At 64.4% G+C, this 15,541-nt stretch carries 16 protein-coding genes and 1 pseudogene; 4 read left to right on the top strand and 13 right to left on the bottom strand.

Annotated elements, in window-relative coordinates; translation table 11 throughout:
• Window positions 1-89: 89 nt before the first annotated feature.
• Together NKJ04_RS07745 and NKJ04_RS07740 are read left to right on the top strand one after the other, a co-directional pair.
• Window positions 90-644 (top strand): methylated-DNA--[protein]-cysteine S-methyltransferase, encoded by a 555-nt coding sequence (locus tag NKJ04_RS07745; protein WP_128306027.1) that lies wholly within the window; start codon window positions 90-92, stop codon window positions 642-644.
• Complete coding sequence (locus NKJ04_RS07740; protein WP_128306028.1) at window positions 641-1,384, top strand: 2OG-Fe(II) oxygenase; 744 nt, start codon at window positions 641-643, stop codon at window positions 1,382-1,384. The genes NKJ04_RS07745 and NKJ04_RS07740 overlap by 4 nt, the downstream gene beginning before the upstream one ends.
• 24 nt (window positions 1,385-1,408) lie before the next feature.
• On the opposite strand, the gene NKJ04_RS07735 is transcribed toward NKJ04_RS07740, so the two are convergent.
• Window positions 1,409-2,008, bottom strand: coding sequence for a dihydrofolate reductase family protein (locus NKJ04_RS07735; RefSeq protein ID WP_352674201.1), 600 nt, complete (start codon window positions 2,006-2,008; stop codon window positions 1,409-1,411).
• A gap of 103 nt (window positions 2,009-2,111) precedes the next feature.
• Here NKJ04_RS07735 and NKJ04_RS07730 point away from each other — a divergent pair, with 103 nt between their 5' ends.
• Both NKJ04_RS07730 and NKJ04_RS07725 read left to right on the top strand, forming a co-directional pair.
• On the top strand, window positions 2,112-2,528 hold the full coding sequence (locus NKJ04_RS07730) for a winged helix-turn-helix transcriptional regulator (protein WP_352674199.1): 417 nt from the start codon (window positions 2,112-2,114) through the stop codon (window positions 2,526-2,528).
• Between the two features lie 122 nt (window positions 2,529-2,650).
• Window positions 2,651-3,897: pseudogene (locus NKJ04_RS07725) on the top strand (Y-family DNA polymerase).
• 14 nt (window positions 3,898-3,911) lie between these two features.
• Here NKJ04_RS07725 and NKJ04_RS07720 read toward each other — a convergent pair.
• From NKJ04_RS07720 to NKJ04_RS07665, 12 genes are all read right to left on the bottom strand, one after another.
• Window positions 3,912-4,244 (bottom strand): excalibur calcium-binding domain-containing protein, encoded by a 333-nt coding sequence (locus tag NKJ04_RS07720; protein ID WP_128305750.1) that lies wholly within the window; start codon window positions 4,242-4,244, stop codon window positions 3,912-3,914.
• A gap of 133 nt (window positions 4,245-4,377) precedes the next feature.
• Window positions 4,378-5,400 carry a cupin domain-containing protein gene (locus NKJ04_RS07715; RefSeq protein WP_352674198.1) on the bottom strand — a complete coding sequence of 341 codons (1,023 nt, stop codon included), beginning with the start codon at window positions 5,398-5,400 and terminating at the stop codon, window positions 4,378-4,380.
• A gap of 139 nt (window positions 5,401-5,539) precedes the next feature.
• Window positions 5,540-7,141 (bottom strand): FGGY-family carbohydrate kinase, encoded by a 1,602-nt coding sequence (locus NKJ04_RS07710; RefSeq protein ID WP_352674196.1) that lies wholly within the window; start codon window positions 7,139-7,141, stop codon window positions 5,540-5,542.
• A 161-nt stretch (window positions 7,142-7,302) separates the two neighbouring features.
• Window positions 7,303-8,031 (bottom strand): SDR family oxidoreductase, encoded by a 729-nt coding sequence (locus tag NKJ04_RS07705; RefSeq protein ID WP_352674194.1) that lies wholly within the window; start codon window positions 8,029-8,031, stop codon window positions 7,303-7,305.
• Between the two features lie 22 nt (window positions 8,032-8,053).
• Window positions 8,054-9,313, bottom strand: a complete 1,260-nt coding sequence (locus NKJ04_RS07700; RefSeq protein ID WP_352674193.1) for a sugar ABC transporter permease — start codon at window positions 9,311-9,313, stop codon at window positions 8,054-8,056.
• Complete coding sequence (locus NKJ04_RS07695) at window positions 9,310-10,131, bottom strand: ATP-binding cassette domain-containing protein (protein WP_352674192.1); 822 nt, start codon at window positions 10,129-10,131, stop codon at window positions 9,310-9,312. The genes NKJ04_RS07700 and NKJ04_RS07695 overlap by 4 nt, the downstream gene beginning before the upstream one ends.
• Before the next feature lie 95 nt (window positions 10,132-10,226).
• Window positions 10,227-11,315 carry an ABC transporter substrate-binding protein gene (locus NKJ04_RS07690; protein WP_127255649.1) on the bottom strand — a complete coding sequence of 363 codons (1,089 nt, stop codon included), beginning with the start codon at window positions 11,313-11,315 and terminating at the stop codon, window positions 10,227-10,229.
• Window positions 11,316-11,562: 247 nt separating this feature from the next.
• A complete protein-coding gene (locus tag NKJ04_RS07685) occupies window positions 11,563-12,447 on the bottom strand; it encodes an AraC family transcriptional regulator (RefSeq protein WP_109660775.1) in 885 nt (294 codons plus the stop codon).
• Window positions 12,448-12,779: 332 nt separating this feature from the next.
• Window positions 12,780-13,076, bottom strand: a complete 297-nt coding sequence (locus NKJ04_RS07680; protein ID WP_352674190.1) for a DUF982 domain-containing protein — start codon at window positions 13,074-13,076, stop codon at window positions 12,780-12,782.
• Window positions 13,077-13,174: 98 nt separating this feature from the next.
• On the bottom strand, window positions 13,175-13,402 hold the full coding sequence (locus tag NKJ04_RS07675) for a hypothetical protein (protein ID WP_352674188.1): 228 nt from the start codon (window positions 13,400-13,402) through the stop codon (window positions 13,175-13,177).
• Between the two features lie 69 nt (window positions 13,403-13,471).
• Window positions 13,472-15,103: a chaperonin GroEL gene (gene groL, locus NKJ04_RS07670; RefSeq protein ID WP_352674186.1), complete on the bottom strand. Its 1,632-nt coding sequence runs from the start codon at window positions 15,101-15,103 to the stop codon at window positions 13,472-13,474.
• A 56-nt stretch (window positions 15,104-15,159) separates the two neighbouring features.
• Window positions 15,160-15,474: a co-chaperone GroES gene (locus NKJ04_RS07665; protein ID WP_128305759.1), complete on the bottom strand. Its 315-nt coding sequence runs from the start codon at window positions 15,472-15,474 to the stop codon at window positions 15,160-15,162.
• Window positions 15,475-15,541 lie beyond the last annotated feature (67 nt).

Here is a 15,541-nt window from a genome sequence, read left to right as displayed (position 1 = left end):
CTTCGAAATTCGAATTTGAAAGCAAGCACCGGAGTGAGCGCGAGAAGCCGTCTCTGTAGGGTTCACGCACAGACAAAGGAGTAAACGCAATGAACCTCACGCAAACCCAAATGGCGCCGCCGGCGAGCGTCCCCAATGCCTTCGACACCATAAGCTATGCCATCGGCGAATCCCCGATCGGCAACATCCTCGCCGCGCGCAGCGATATCGGCGTCTGCGCCATCCTGATCGGCTCGGATGCAGAGGCGCTGGAGCAGGACCTTGGCCATCGCTTCCCGGGCAAGGTACTGGTCGAAGACGAGGCCACCTTGCGCGACGATCTCGCGGCAATCGCGCGCTTCATCGAGACGCCCAGCGTCGGCCTCGACCTCCCGCTCGACCTGCGCCACGGCACGCCATTCCAGCAACAGGTTTGGGATGTGCTGCGCAGCATCCCGTGCGGCGCCACCATCACCTACACCGCACTGGCCCGCAGTCTCGGCCAGCCGAACGGCGCCCGCGCCGTGGCGACGGCCTGTGCGGCCAACGCAATCGCGCTGGGCATTCCCTGCCACCGTGTCGTCCGCGCCGACGGCTCACTGGCCGGTTACCGCTGGGGTGTCGAACGCAAACGCGCGCTGCTCGACAAGGAGGCTACGATATGAACGCCCATGCCAAGGTTGCCGCATCGGCGGTTGAAGCCGCCGGGACGCGCATCGCCGATTACGACTGGCCCGCCCTTGCCGCCGAACTCGACGGCTTCGGCTGTGCCGTGATCGAAAAGCTGTTGTCGCCCGAGGAGTGCCGGCGGATCGCCGACCTCTATTCGGATGAGAAATATTTCCGCAGCCACATTCATATGGCCAGGCATGGCTTCGGCAAGGGCGAGTACCGCTATTTCCGCTATCCCTTGCCCGACCTCCTGGGTGGCCTGCGCAGCGCGCTCTATCCCAGGCTGGCCGAGGTCGCCAATCGGTGGAACGAGCGCATGGGGCAGGCCATGCGTTATCCCGCGACGCATGCCGCGTTTCTCGATCAGTGCCATGCCGCCGGCCAGACACGGCCGACGCCGCTGCTGCTGCAATATGTGCCTGGCGACTTCAACTGCCTGCACCAGGATCTCTATGGCGACCTCGCCTTTCCGCTGCAGGTGGCGATCCTGCTCTCCGAACCGGGCCGGGATTTCAATGGCGGCGAGTTCGCGCTGACCGAGCAGCGCCCGCGCATGCAGAGCCGGGTCGAAGTGGTGCCGCTGCGCCAGGGCGACGCCGTTGTCTTCGCCGTTCACAACCGGCCGGTGCAGGGCACCAAAGGCAATTACCGAGTCAACCTGCGCCATGGCGTCAGCCGGCTGCGCTCAGGCATGCGCCACACGGTCGGGATTATTTTTCACGATGCGAAGTGAGCAGGGAGAAGATGGAGGTCCCCCTCACCCCGCCGGCGCATAGCGGCTGACCACCATGCCACAGGCATAGGCCGTCGAGCCGAGCAGCCTTAGGTTTTGGAAACCACCCTGATCGAAAATCCGGCGGCCCGCACCCAGCACCGCCGGGTTGATGAAAAGCTGGAACTCGTCGACCAGCCCGGCCGCGATCAGCGCCGACGCGAAACCGGCGCCGCCGAACACCGCCATGTCGCCGCCCTCGCCCGCTTTCAGCGCATTGACTTCGCGCGGCAGGTCGCCGCTGGCCAAACTGGTGCGCTCCCAAGCCGGCTCCGAGGCCGATTGCTTGAGCTTGTTGCTGAGCACCACCTTGCGGGAGTCGACGATGCGCTGCGCAAAGGCGTAGAACGGATCGCGCGGAAACTTCTTCGCCGCATTGCCCCAATGGGTGAGATAGCCCTCCTGCGCCATCTTGCGGCTGAGCAGGATGGTATCGACGCCTGCGAAGACGGCGTTAAAGTCCTGCTTCAGCGCACCGTCCCAGGCGCTCTCGTCACCCCACTCCCAGAGCTGCCAGGAATGGTCCTCATTGGCGCCGACAAAGCCGTCGACCGACATCTGCATCTGCAGGACCAGCTTTTTCACCGTCATTCTCCTCAGGGCCATCGCAAAACAGTTTACATTTGGAACCGTTGACGCAAGGCCAAAACGATGTCAATAGTAAAGTGATTTAAAAATGGAACCATAGATGTCGACGCGCGAAAAATCCGGCTGCCCGATCAACCTGTCGCTCGAACTGATCGGCGACCGCTGGACGCTGCTCATCATCCGCGACATGGCCTTCGCCGGCAAAAGGCACTTTCGCGAATTCCTGCAATCCGACGAAGGCATCTCCTCGCGCACGCTGGCCGAGCGACTGCAAACGCTTCAGGAGGAGGGCATCCTCACCCGAAGCGACGACCCGACGCATGGCTTGAGAACCGTCTACCGGCTGACCGAAGCAGGCATCGACCTCTTGCCGGTGCTGGCGACGCTCGGCGCCTGGGGCAGCAAGCACCGCAAGGCCGACGATAAGCTGGCCAGGATTGCCGACGAACTGGCGGCAGGCGGCGAAGCGGCGCTGGAAAGGATGAAAGCGGCGCTGCGAGCGGAGCATATTGTCTAGGCGGTTGCGTTCAGGCGGAACCGGCATGGCTGTTGCCGCACAAATCGCCCTTCCCTTGACAATGATCCATCTTTGTTCTTTATTTGTTCCAATCTATCAGCAACTGCGGATGTGCGGTCGGGATGGAAACGACAGCCACCATCCTGCATGCCGATCTCGACGCTTTCTACGCCTCGGTCGAGCAGTTGCTCGATCCGTCGCTGCGCGGCAAGCCGATCGCGGTGGGCGGCGGTGTCGTGCTCGCCGCTTCCTACGAGGCCGCGCCTTCGGCGTGCGCGGCGGCATGCCCGGGCGCAAGGCGCGCGAACTCTGCCCGCATCTGATCTTCGTCGGTGGCAATTTCAGCCATTACCAGCGGCTAGGCGACGCGGCGATCAAGGTGCTCGACGATTTTACGCCATTGGTCGAGCGCATCTCCATCGACGAGGCCTTTGCCGACGTTGCCGGCTGCACGCATCTGTTCGGCTCCCCACAGGAGATCGCCACGACGATCCGCAGCCGGGTACGCGCCGAACTCGGCCTGCCGATCTCGATCGGCGTCGCCCGCACCAAGCATCTGGCCAAGATCGCCTCGCAGGTGGCAAAACCCGATGGGCTGGTGGTCGTCGAACCCGGCAGCGAGCTCGCTTTCCTGCACGACCTGCCGGTCGGGCTGATGTGGGGCGTCGGCTCGGCGACCAAAGCGCGGCTGGCGGAAATCGGCGTCGAGACCATCGGCCAGCTGGCCAGGACGCGCAGCGGCGCGCTGACGCGGCTGCTCGGCCCCGCCGCCGGCGAAAAGCTCGCCGCGCTGTCATGGAACCGCGACCCGCGAAAACTGGAGACGAAGCGCCGGGCGCATTCGGCCGGCGCGCAATCGGCGCTTGGCCGCAAGCCCGCCGTAGCTGACGTCATCGTGCCAACCCTGCTGCATCTGGCCGACCGCGTCGCCAGCCGGCTGCGCGCCAAGGCGCGGCCCGGCCGCACGGTGACGGTGCGCGTGCGCTTTGCCGATCTCAGCGCCGTCACCCGCTCGATCACGCTTGACCAGCCGATCTCGGCGACCGCGATGCTGGCCGAGATCGCCGGCGATCTGGTGCGCGGCGTGCTTGCCGACAACCCCCACGAGAGAACGATCTCGCTGCTGGCGATCTCGGTCTCGCATCTCGAGGAAAGCTTCGAATTACAGCTCGAACTGCCGCTCGATCTCGCCGACGAGAAGCAGAGGCCCGGCACCCGAAAAGGCCTGGCACGCTTTGACGCCGACCGCGCCATCGACAAGATCCGCGAACGCTTCGGCAAACAGGCGGTCGGCTATGGCACGGTGGCGCTGGAGGCGGCGCGCTCGGTGCCGGATGAATTCAGGGAACTGGCGGAGAAGGAGCTGTGAAGCCAAGGCAAAGGCTATGGGCCGGTACGCGAGTAACGATGGACCCGAACGCCAGTGGAGCTTGCCCCGTGTCGTCGGCTTGCCCCGTGCCAGGGCTCGCAGGCTATGCCGTCATGGTCGGCATCGTGAGTCGGCCAATAGCCAGGTTCGCCCCTGCGGGCGGCCGTGCAGTTCGGGAACGCGGCAAGGTGCCTCAGCACCGAGAGAGGCGTATCAAACCGAATGCCGACGAAGCCATAGACGATATAGCCCGACAACAGAATGAACGGCGCGAACAAAGCCACCCATCTCAGCCTGCCAAGGCGGCGGTGATAGCGTGAAGGCCATCGCAAGAATGGCAGGAGCATCCCCGCCAACTCCCCCGTTGAAGTGCCCGAACCAGACTAGCGTCACCCAGGTAGGGTGGCAACAACGCCTATCTCCGAACGGTTCTCGCGTTCAGAGCGCGGCTATTTGAGTCGGATATCGACACTTTCAGTTCTACGCTTCGCCATCCCAATACCGCCTAACCCCGGCCATATCGAAAATGCCGTCGCGCCGGCGCAAGGCGTCGACCGCCATCTTGTTGGAATCGGGATAGACGCAGACCTCGTTGGGGTTTTTCTCGCCGATCATCAGATAGCGGCACGGTCCCGTACCGCTGTTGAGGAAGGAATGTCCAACCGCCAGGCCGGCCGGAAAGCAGACATAGTCGCCGGCTTTCATCTCATAGCGCTCCTCGCCAAGCAGCAGCGTCACTTGCCCTTCCAGGATCAGCGCATGCTCTTCTTCCAGCATATGGTAGTGCCTGGGCGCCAGGCGCATGCCGGGGGCCGGTGCCTCGATCAGCACGCCGACATGGTAGTCGGGCCGTCCCAAGGCGGCATAGGTGAGGTGTTTGGACTGACCACCAAACCGCGCCCCCTCGCCTTCCTGTTTCCACTCGACAGCGTCGCTGGCGACCGGCGGGATCGGAATGGCTGCTGCCTTGGTGACACCGGCCGTCACATCCGACGGCAACGGATCGCCGGCGGCGAGGCCGGTGCTCTCACCGTCCCAGTAGGTTCGAGTTGCCGCGAGATCGAAGATCGCACGGCTGCCCAAGGCGCGCACCAGCACCTTGTTGGAGGCGGTGTAGACGACAACGTCGTTCGGGTTGCGCTCGCCGACGATGACGTAGCGGCAGGGTGCGTCGCTGGTGTTGATGAGGCAATGCCCTGCCGCCGCCCCGGCCGGAAAGCAGATGTAGTCGCCGGCCTTCATGACATAGGCGGCATTGCCGACATGCGCGGTGAGCGTCCCCTCGAGGATGAAGACATGCTCCTCCTCGAAAATGTGGTAGTGCGCCGGCGAGGTCTGCTTGCCCGCCGGCAACTCCTCGATCGCCACGCCGACATGATAGGTTTCGCCAAATGCGGCCAGCGACAAATGCCGGTAGCGCACGCCGAAGCGCGGCACATCGGACCATTCCGTCCACGGCACCTCATCCGATGCAAATGGCACTGGCGCTTTCTCGTCTGCCATACGGCCTCCTGGTCCTGTCGCCCTGCCCTCGTCGCAAGCCGCAGGAGGGTCTACGACAGAACAAAGCTGCCAGCTTCCGGCATCATCGCCAAGCGGTGTTCGCCACGCTCCTGACAGAGCCCGACAGGAGCCGCTCGCTTCAGCCTCGGATGGCCTTGCCGGCCTGCTGCAGCAGCTCGAACGCCGCGAAGCGCTTGGCATGCCAGCCGGCCAGGGTAGCGTCGGGATGATAGACCTCGCCCAGTTCCGACATGCCGGCCATGGCCGTGACCAGGTCCTTGTAGGTTCCGGCGGCGACGGCGCCGAGCATCGCCGAGCCGAGCAGCACCGGTTCCGGCGAGGTCGACGCCACCACCACCATGCCAGTCGTGTCGGCCAGCAGCTGGCGCACCAGCGGACTTTGCCCGGCGCCGCCGCTGACGACGATGGTGTCGACGGCGATGCCCTTCTCATGCTCGGCCCGCACGATCTGGCGCGCGCCGTAGCCCAGCCCGCAGACGCCTGCGACATAGAGCCCGACCAGGCTGTCGAGACTGGTGTCGAGATCGAGGCCGGCAATCAGCGCACGCGCGTCCGGATCGGCGAACGGCGCGCGGTTGCCGAGGAATTCCGGCACGACATGGATGCCACCGACCAGGGCCGGCGTCGCCGCTGCCCCGTTGCGGCTTTGCGCCTGCAGCGACAGCCAGGCGCTGAGGCTGAGGCCGTCGGCCTGCGCCCTGGCCGTTGCTTCGCCGCTCGCGGGGTGCATGCGCACCAGATGATCGATGGCGGCACCGGCCGCCGATTGGCCGCCCTCGTTCAGCCACAGGCCCGGCACCATGGCCGAGAAATACGGACCCCAGACACCGTCGACGAAAGCCGGCTGCGCGGTCGACGACATGGTGCAGGCCGAGGTGCCGAAGACATAGGCCATGCGCGACAGAACGCTGCCGAACGCGCCGCGCGCGCCAACCGTACCGACGCCGCCGGCATGCGCGTCGATCAGTCCGGCCGCCACCGCGGTGCCGGCGACGAGACCAAGGTCCGCAGCCGCCTGCGCGGTCAGACCGCGGCCAAGTGCGGCACCCGCCGGCACGATCTGCGTGCCGATGCGCGCGAACCCCTCGTCGGCCAGGCTCCCTAGTCCGGTGGTGCGGAAATAGGCCTCGTCCCAGCGGCTTTCATGCGCCAGATAGGTCCATTTGCAAGTCACCGTGCAGACCGAGCGGGCAAGGCTGCCGGTCGCCCGCCAGGTGAGGAAATCGGCGAGGTCCATGAACTGCCAGGCGGCGTTGAACGTGTCGGGCAGGTTTTCGGCCAGCCAAAGGAGTTTCGGCGTTTCCATTTCCGGCGAGATGACGCCGCCGACATAGTTCAGCACCGCCTCGCCGCTGCGGTTGATGCGGCGCGTCTGCTCGACCGCGCGGTGATCCATCCAGACGATGATGTTGCGTTCCGAATTGCCGGACTTGCTTACCGGCAGCGGCGCGCCGCCCTCGCCCAGCACCACCAGCGAACAAGTGGCGTCGAACCCGATGCCGGCGATGGCCTCAGCTGCCACGCCCGATTGAGCGACCGCTTCCCGCGTGGCCGCGCACACCGCCCGCCAGATGTCGTTGCTCGACTGCTCGACAATGTCGCCGGCCTCGCGCCAGACCTCGATGTCCCGCTTGGCCGAGGCGAGCAAGGTGCCGGTGTGGTCGAACACCCCGGCCCGCGCGCTGCCGGTGCCGACATCGATGCCGAGATAATGGGGCATGAGGAACCTCCGGTTCAGGGAATAGGGGATAGGCAGTAGGCAGTAGGCAGTAGGCAGTAAGCGATTAGTTAGTAGGATAGGACGCGCGAAGCACTTTTGAGCGGGGCCTGTAAGACTGTGTCTACATCTTCCCTATTGCCTATTGCCCATTCCCTACTGCCTCACAAATCATTGCTCTGCGGCAAAATCACCAGATCCCGGATCGTCACGTTGCGCGGGCGGGTCAGCATGAACATCACCGCTTCGGCCACTTCGCGCGGCTGCATCAGGCCACCGGCGGCGAGTTCTTCCTCTAGCTTGGCCTTCGGCCAGTCGTCGACCAGCGCCGTCACCACCGGGCCCGGCGCTACCGCGCCGACGCGCAGGCCATGCTTGGCGACCTGCCGGCGCACCGTGTGGACGAAGGCCTGCACGGCGTGCTTGGAGGCCGTGTAGATCGGCTCCCAGACCACCGGGACCAGACCGGCGATCGAACTGGTGACGATGATGTCACCCGTCTTGCGCTCGATCATGTGCGGCAGCACCGCCTGGATCGAGCGGAAGCAGGCATTGATGTTGAGGTTGAGCATGCGGTCCCAGGCGTCGGGATCGCCGGTCGCCACCTCGCCGCCGACATAAGCGCCGGCATTGGCATGGAAGATGTCGAGCTGGCCGGCCTTCTCCATTATCTGCGGCATCATGTTGGCGACGCTGGCCGGCTGCATCAGGTCGATGACCAGCGGGATGGCGTTCGGGCCTAGGTCGGCGCACAATTTTTGCAGCGTCGCCTCGGCGCGGTCGACCAGCACCACGGTGGCGCCGGCCGCCAGCATGTGCCTGGCGCATTCGAGGCCGATGCCTGATGCCGCGCCGGTGACGGCGGCAACTTTTCCGGACAGTTCTTGGCTCATGTCTTGCTTCCTGTTGATGGGTTCAGGCCCGGCCATGCGAGACACGCGAGCGGCGTGCCAGCGAGTCGACGATGACCGCGATGGCAAGCACGGCGCCGGTGATCATGTACCGAAGCGACGAGGACAGATCGAGCAGCGTCAGGCCGCTGGCGATCGACTGGATGACGATGATGCCGAGCAATGCCGAATAGGCGCTGCCGCGGCCGCCGAACAGGCTGGTGCCGCCAATGACCGCCGCCGCGATGGCGTTAAGGTTCACGTCGCCGGTGCCGGCCTGCTGGCTGGCCGAGGCAAGGCGGGCCGCCGACAGCACGCCGCCGAAAGCGGCCAGCATCGAGCACAGCACGAAGGCGCTCGAATAGATCAGTCGCACATTGATGCCGGCGCGCCTTGCCGCCTCGCGGTTACCGCCGACCGCCGACATCGAGCGGCCCCATTTGGTCCGCGTCAGCGCGTAATGCATTGATATGACCAGGCCGACGAACAGGCCGAACATCCACGGAATGCCGCGCGCCTGGTTGAGATAGAAGACAATGAGTTCGAGAATGACCGTGATCACCACCGCCCGTGTAACCAGGCCGCCGGTCGACGGCGCCGACAGATTGGCGGCGCGGCGGCGCGTAACGGTGCGCAGGCCGGTGACCAGCATGACGATGCCGGGCACGGCTGCCAGTCCGAACGAGACGAACTTCGGCATCATCAGCAACTGACCGAAATTCACCAGGTTCGAGCCGTAGGGCAGATTGATCGAGCCGGTCGAGCCGAGAATGTAGAGCTGCAGGCCAAGCACCGCCAGCAGGCCGGCCAGCGTCGAGACGAAGCTCGGCATGCCCAGCCGATTGAACAGCAGCGCATAGAGTGCGCCGATGAAGCCGCCGACAGCGACAGCGGCCAGAATGGCGAGCGCCACCGGCCAGCCCTGATTGACCCACAGCGTGCCCACCATCGCCGAGGCAAAGCCACTGATCGAACCGACCGACAGGTCGATTTCGCCGACCATCAAGACGCAGACAATGCCGAGCGCAATGACGCCGACGGTGGAGCAATCGAACAGCAGATTGACCAGATTGCTGCTCGACAGGAAGATCGGATTGATGCTGGCGAACACCGTCCAGATGATGACCAGCCCGACGATCACCGGCAGCGAACCGAGATCGCCGGAGCGGACCCGGTCGAAGAACCTGCGGATGGCGCCGCCGATTCCCGCCTCATGCTTGACGCGCACATCGGCGCGGTCGAGCTGCGGCGGCACGGAGGCGGCCTGTCCGGCTTCGCGGCTCATGGGCGTGGCTCCTGGGTTTGGTCTTGCCTAGCCTGTCTCCGCTCGGCGCGCCGCGATACCGAATTGTTCGACGCGCCGGTGATGGCGCTGACCAGTTCCTGGTTCGAGGCGTCGGGCGAGAAGATGCCGTTGTTGCGGCCAAGCCGCAGCACGACGATGCGGTCGGCGACGGCGCGCACGTCTTCCATATTGTGGCTGATGATGACGACGCCGAGGCCGCGGTCGCGCACCCGCTCGATCAGGTTGAGCACTTCCGCCGTCTGCGCCACGCCAAGTGCGGCCGTCGGTTCGTCGAGCAGGATGAGCTTGGGTTCGAGCAGCAGCGAGCGGGCGATCGCCACCGTCTGGCGCTGGCCGCCCGACAGCGAAGCGACCACTTCGCGAACGCTTGGGATGCGCGCCGATAGCTCGTTGAGCAGCGTCCAGGCGCGCACTTCCATCGCCACCTCGTCAAGCCGCAGCGGGTTGAGCTCACGGCCGAGAAAGATGTTGGCGACGATGTCGAGGTTCTCGCACAGCGCCAGGTCCTGGAACACCGTGGCTATGCCGAGCGTCAGCGCCGCACTCGGATCTGCAAGCGTCACCTGCTTGCCGCGAAAACTGATCGTGCCTGAGCTCGGCTGATGCACGCCGGCCAGGATCTTGACCAGGGTCGACTTGCCGGCGCCATTGTCGCCGACCAGCGCCACCACCTCCCCAGCATGGACATCGAGATCGATGTCGGTGAGCGCTGAAACGGCGCCGAAATTCTTCGAAACGCCGCGCAGGCTGAGCACCAGCTCGCCTGCCGGAACCGGTTCGTCCGGGGTATCGATCATGCCAGGAAGCCTTTCAAAACCGGTTCAAAATGTCGGATGAGCGCTGCCTGGCCACCGCGTGGGCGGCCAGGCAGCGGAGCGGGCAAGGGTCGCGGTCAGTTCCCGATGCCCAGCTTCTTGCATCCTTCCGCATAACGATCGACGCAGAGTTCAGCCGCAGTGTTGATCTTCTTGTCGATGATCTCGGCCTTCAGGTTTTCCTGCGTCACCACCGCCGGCGTGAACAGCTGCGAGGGCGTGTCGTACAGCGTCATCTCGGCCTTCGGCGTCTCGCCCGAAAGCAGCTTGATGGCAATGTTGGCGGCGGCCGCCGCCACGATCTCGCTCGGCTTGGAGATGGTGTTGTACTGGTCGCCGGCGATGATCAGCTGAAGTGCCGCGATCGTCGCGTCATTGCCGGTCACCGGCGGCACCGGATCGACGCCGGCCGCCTTGAAGGCCGCTATGGCGCCGCCACCGGTGCCGTCATTGGCGGCAACGACGCCGAGGATTTTTGGTCCAAAGCGGGTGATCTGGCCACCGGCCCATTGCTGCGCCTTCGGCGGCGCCCATTCCGGTGTGTCGTATTCGGCCAGGATCTGGTAGCCGCTGTTGTCGAGGCCGGCATGGATGCCCTTCTTGATCAGGCCGGCCGCCGCGTCGGTCGGCGAGCCGTTGATCTGCAGCACGCCGCCGCTGGCCGGATCGACCTTCAGCGCCTTCAGGTGCTCGACCAGCGAATCGGCGATGGCCTTGCCAATGCCTTCATTGTTGAACGAGACATAGAAGTCGGCAGGCGCGGTCGGGATCGGCCGGTCATAGGCGATGACCTTGATGCCCTGGCTCTGCGCCAGCTTGACCAGCGAGGCGGCAGCGGTCGAGTCGACGGGATCGAGCACGATCGCCTTGGCGCCCTGCGAGATCACCGAGTTGAACTGCTGCTGTTGGCGCGAGGCGTCGGCATCGGCGTTCTGGTAGAGCACCTTGCAGCCCGGGCACAGCTTCTTCATCTCGGCGGCGAAACCGGGATAATCATGCTGCTCGTAACGGGTCGAGGCCTGGTCGGGCATCAGGAAGGCGACGGTGGCGTCGGTGACTTCGGCGGCCCGGGCGATCGCGGCGGTGCCGGCCAGCAGCGACAGCGCAAGGGCTGCCATGCCGGCGGACTTGCCAGCGGACTTCAATGAAATTGAAAGTTTGGTCATTCGGTCTTCTCCGTTTCTGATATGGTTGTAAGAAGGTCGTTGACTGCTTTGGTCTGAAGACACCCATCCGCCCTCGCCCCAACTGCATTGGGAACCGGAACCCGGCGCCGGCCTTTCGAGCCGCGCCGACAACCTCCGCCGACGGAGGAATTCGAGACAAGCGTTCTCTATCGCGAACCGCTCCACGCGGCTCACGTCACGTCATGCAAAAGAAAAATCCTCCCTTGGTTCCTCCCTGGCTCCTCCGTTAAGCGGCTTTTCCCGCGTTGATGTTGTCGGCCAGCAGGCGCCTGAAGCGCGAGGGCGGCATGCCCTTCTCCGCCAGGAACTGCCGGTTGAAATTGGATAGATTGTTGAAGCCGACCTCGTAGCAGATGTCGGTGATCGAGGCCTGCTCGTCGCTCATCAGGATCTGGCAGGCGAGGTTGATGCGCAGCCGTTTGACATACTGCACCAGCGACATGCCGGTGTGACGGCGAAACGAGCGCGAGAAGGCGCCGGTCGACTGGCCGGCGATGGCGGCGAGGTCCGCCTCGTCGAACAGCTGCGTCAGGTTTTCCCTGATATAGGCGAGCGCCTTGTTCATGCCGGCGGTCATGTAGCCGGAGGGATCGGGCCGGTAGCTGGCGCTGGCCAGCAGCTGGAATTCCTGGGCGCGGCTGAGCAGGCCGGCGATCATCATGAACAGCTCGATGCGGCGCACGCCCTGCGCTTGCATCATCTCTTCCATCAGCGGCGCCAGCGCCTTGCTGGTGCGATTGGAAAACAGCACGCCACGCCGCGACGCTTCGAGCAGGTGCCCCAGCCCCGCCAGCTCCGGCAGCACATGCATGGCGTCGCCGATGAAACTTTCGGAAAATTGGATGATGCGGCCGCGCAGCGGGATCGAGCTGTCCCTGGGGATGTCGCTGACCCAGTTGTGCGGCAGGTTCGGCCCGGTCAGCACCAGATTGCCCGGCTCGAACTCGCCGATGAAATCGCCGACGAAATAGCGGCCGTTGGTGAAGATCACCTGATGCAGTTCATATTCGGGATGGAAGTGCCAACGCACCGTGTGGAAGGGGTAGCCATGCGACCACGCCTTGAAGGACTCACCGCGTCGTATCTGGACTACTTCCAGGTCCGGTTCCATGTCCGTTTCCTCCCGGGCCGGCACGGATATTTGCCGCGTTCGGCCCAATTCCCTAAACCGGCCGAATTGGTTTCGGCTCTGCATTTCAAGAGCCAAGGTACCGGCTCATGACAACAGGCGCCACCACGATTCAAGACAACGGATGATACTTTTTTAACCGGGAGGCGGCGCTCAGAGGCGTTATTCGGGCAGAACAGGTCAGTCTTGCTGACGCGTCCGCTCAACTGACCGACGACAATGTCGCCCGCCCGGGAAGGAATTCCGGCGTCTCCGTGTTCGCCTGGCTTATCTCAAGAACATGGTCTGCAGGCGCTGTTGAAGCGCCGCATCCGTCAGTTCACCTCGTGCACAGCACCACCGGCCGCCGTCGCGAGCGGCGTAATCAAGTCAGGCACCAGTATGTCGTGGCGGCGCGCGAAGCTGATCAGCGTGGCCCGCACCGTCTCCGGATCGATCTCGCCGACGATGCCCACCTTGCAAGCGTTGAGCGCGACGGCATGGGCGCCGTTGCGGCCGGCGCTCGGCCAGTCCTGCAGCAGTGCATAGGCTTCCATCACGCTGTCGATCTTCCTCGGAAAGCCCATTCCGACCAGAAGTGTGACCGGTTCCTCAAATTGCCCGCGATTCATGGCTTGTGCCTCCTCTCGATTGTTCAGGGCCTGCAGCGGACCGAACACCGGGCAGCACGGCCCGCCGCGGATAGGTGAATGGACTGGCCGATTTCCGTTCAGCCGCTGCCGGCGGATACCTCGGATGTTGCCGACACTTGCTGCGCTGCGAGGAACATCAGTGCCGACGCCGCGGTTCGCCGATTCCAGCCGGCGGCTTCAGCCATGTCGAGCAGCCCTGCCAGCAGCGGGTTCAGCACGTTCCTGCATTCTGTTTCATAGGCCAGGAATTCCTTCGCTTGGTGCGTAGGAGCCGGTACGGATTCGATGCCAGCCATTGCGTCCATCTTTACCTCCACTTTCTCTTCGACTGACGCCCGCTCCCCGCCAGGGGAGCGGGCGGATTGGCCGCGACCTCAGAAGTCCATGCCGGCGCCGGCGGGCATTGCCGGGGCGGCGGCTTCCTTCTTCGGCTTCTCGGCCACCATCGCCTCCGTGGTCACCAGCAGGCCGGCGACCGATGCCGCGTCCTGGAGAGCGGTGCGGACCACCTTGGCCGGGTCGATGACGCCCTGGCCGTAGAGATCGCCGAATTCGTTGGTCTGGGCGTTCCAGCCCCAGCCGAATTCGGTTTTCTCGCGCAGCTTGCCGACGATGATCGAGCCTTCGGCGCCGGCATTCTCGGCGATCTGCCGGACCGGCGTTTCGATGGCACGGCGCACGATGTCGACACCAGTCTTCTGGTCGGCATTGTCGGTCTGCACGGTATCGAGCGCCTTTGCTGCCCGCAGCAACGCGACGCCGCCGCCGGGCAGCACGCCCTCCTCGACGGCCGCGCGGGTCGCATGCAGCGCATCGTCGACGCGGTCCTTGCGCTCCTTGACCTCGACCTCGGTCGAGCCGCCGACCCGGATCACCGCAACGCCGCCGGCGAGCTTGGCCAGCCGCTCCTGCAGCTTTTCGCGGTCGTAGTCGGAGGTGGTCTCCTCGATCTGCGCCTTGATCTGTGCGACACGGCCCTGGATCTCTTCCTTGCGGCCGACGCCGTCGACGATGGTGGTGTTTTCCTTCTCGATCACCACCTTCTTGGCGCGGCCCAGCATCTGCAGCGTCACATTATCCAGCTTGATGCCGAGATCTTCCGAGATCGCGGTGCCGCCGGTGAGAATAGCGATGTCTTCCAGCATGGCCTTGCGGCGGTCGCCGAAGCCTGGCGCCTTGACAGCCGCGACCTTGAGGCCGCCCCGCAGCTTGTTGACGACCAGCGTGGCAAGCGCCTCGCCTTCCACATCCTCGGCGATAATTAGGAGCGGCTTGCCCGACTGTACCACGGCTTCGAGCACGGGCAGCATCGCTTGCAGATTGGAGAGCTTCTTCTCGTGGATCAGCACATAAGGCTCGTCGAGTTCGACGCGCATCTTGTCCTGGTTGGTGACGAAATAGGGCGAGAGATAGCCGCGGTCGAACTGCATACCTTCCACGATTTCCAGTTCGGTCTCGGCGGTCTTGGCCTCTTCCACCGTAATGACGCCTTCATTGCCGACCTTCTCCATCGCCTCGGCGAGGAAACGGCCGATCTCGGCATCGCCATTGGCGGAGATTGTGCCGACCTGTGCGATCTCGTCGTTTCGGGTGACCTTGCGGGCATTGGTCTTCAGCTCGGCGACCACCGCATCGACCGCCTTGTCGATGCCGCGCTTCAAATCCATCGGGTTCATGCCCGAGGCAACCGCCTTGGCCCCTTCCCTGACGATCGCCTGTGCAAGCACGGTTGCGGTCGTCGTGCCGTCGCCGGCAAGGTCGTTGGTCTTGGAGGCCACCTCGCGCACCATCTGGGCGCCCATATTCTCGAACTTGTCCTCCAGTTCGATCTCCTTGGCGACGGTGACGCCATCCTTGGTGATGCGCGGCGCGCCGAATGACTTGTCGATGACGACATTGCGCCCCTTGGGTCCGAGCGTCACCTTCACCGCATTGGCAAGGATGTCGACGCCGCGCAGCATCTTCTCGCGCGCTTCGGTATGGAATTTCACTTCTTTGGCAGCCATTGGATCACTCCTCTATCTAGGCAGCATTCGTTGACTGGTTGGATACGAAGAAGCCGTCAGGCGGCCTTCTTCACTTCGGCGATCTCATCGATGACACCCATCACGTCGCTTTCCTTCATGATGAGCAGGTCCTCGCCGCCGAGTTTGATCTCGGTGCCGGACCATTTACCGAACAGGATGCGATCGCCGACCTTGACATCGAGTTCGACAAGCTTGCCGCTGTCGTCGCGCGCGCCGGGACCGACGGCGAGCACTTCGCCTTCCTGCGGTTTTTCTTTTGCGGTATCGGGGATGATGATGCCGCCGGAGGTCTTCTCCTCGGCTTCAAGGCGGCGGACCAGAATACGGTCATGCAATGGACGGAACGCCATGTCGTTCTCCTCGTGGACAAACAGGTTTTTGAGGTTCCTCCGCACCGAACCGGCAATATCGGACCGA

Origin of the sequence: Mesorhizobium sp. M0618 (genome assembly GCF_040320765.1) — a bacterium.
GTDB lineage: Bacteria > Pseudomonadota > Alphaproteobacteria > Rhizobiales > Rhizobiaceae > Mesorhizobium.
Note: the sequence above shows the minus strand (reverse complement) of the source record. Positions and strands in the feature narration are given on the sequence as shown.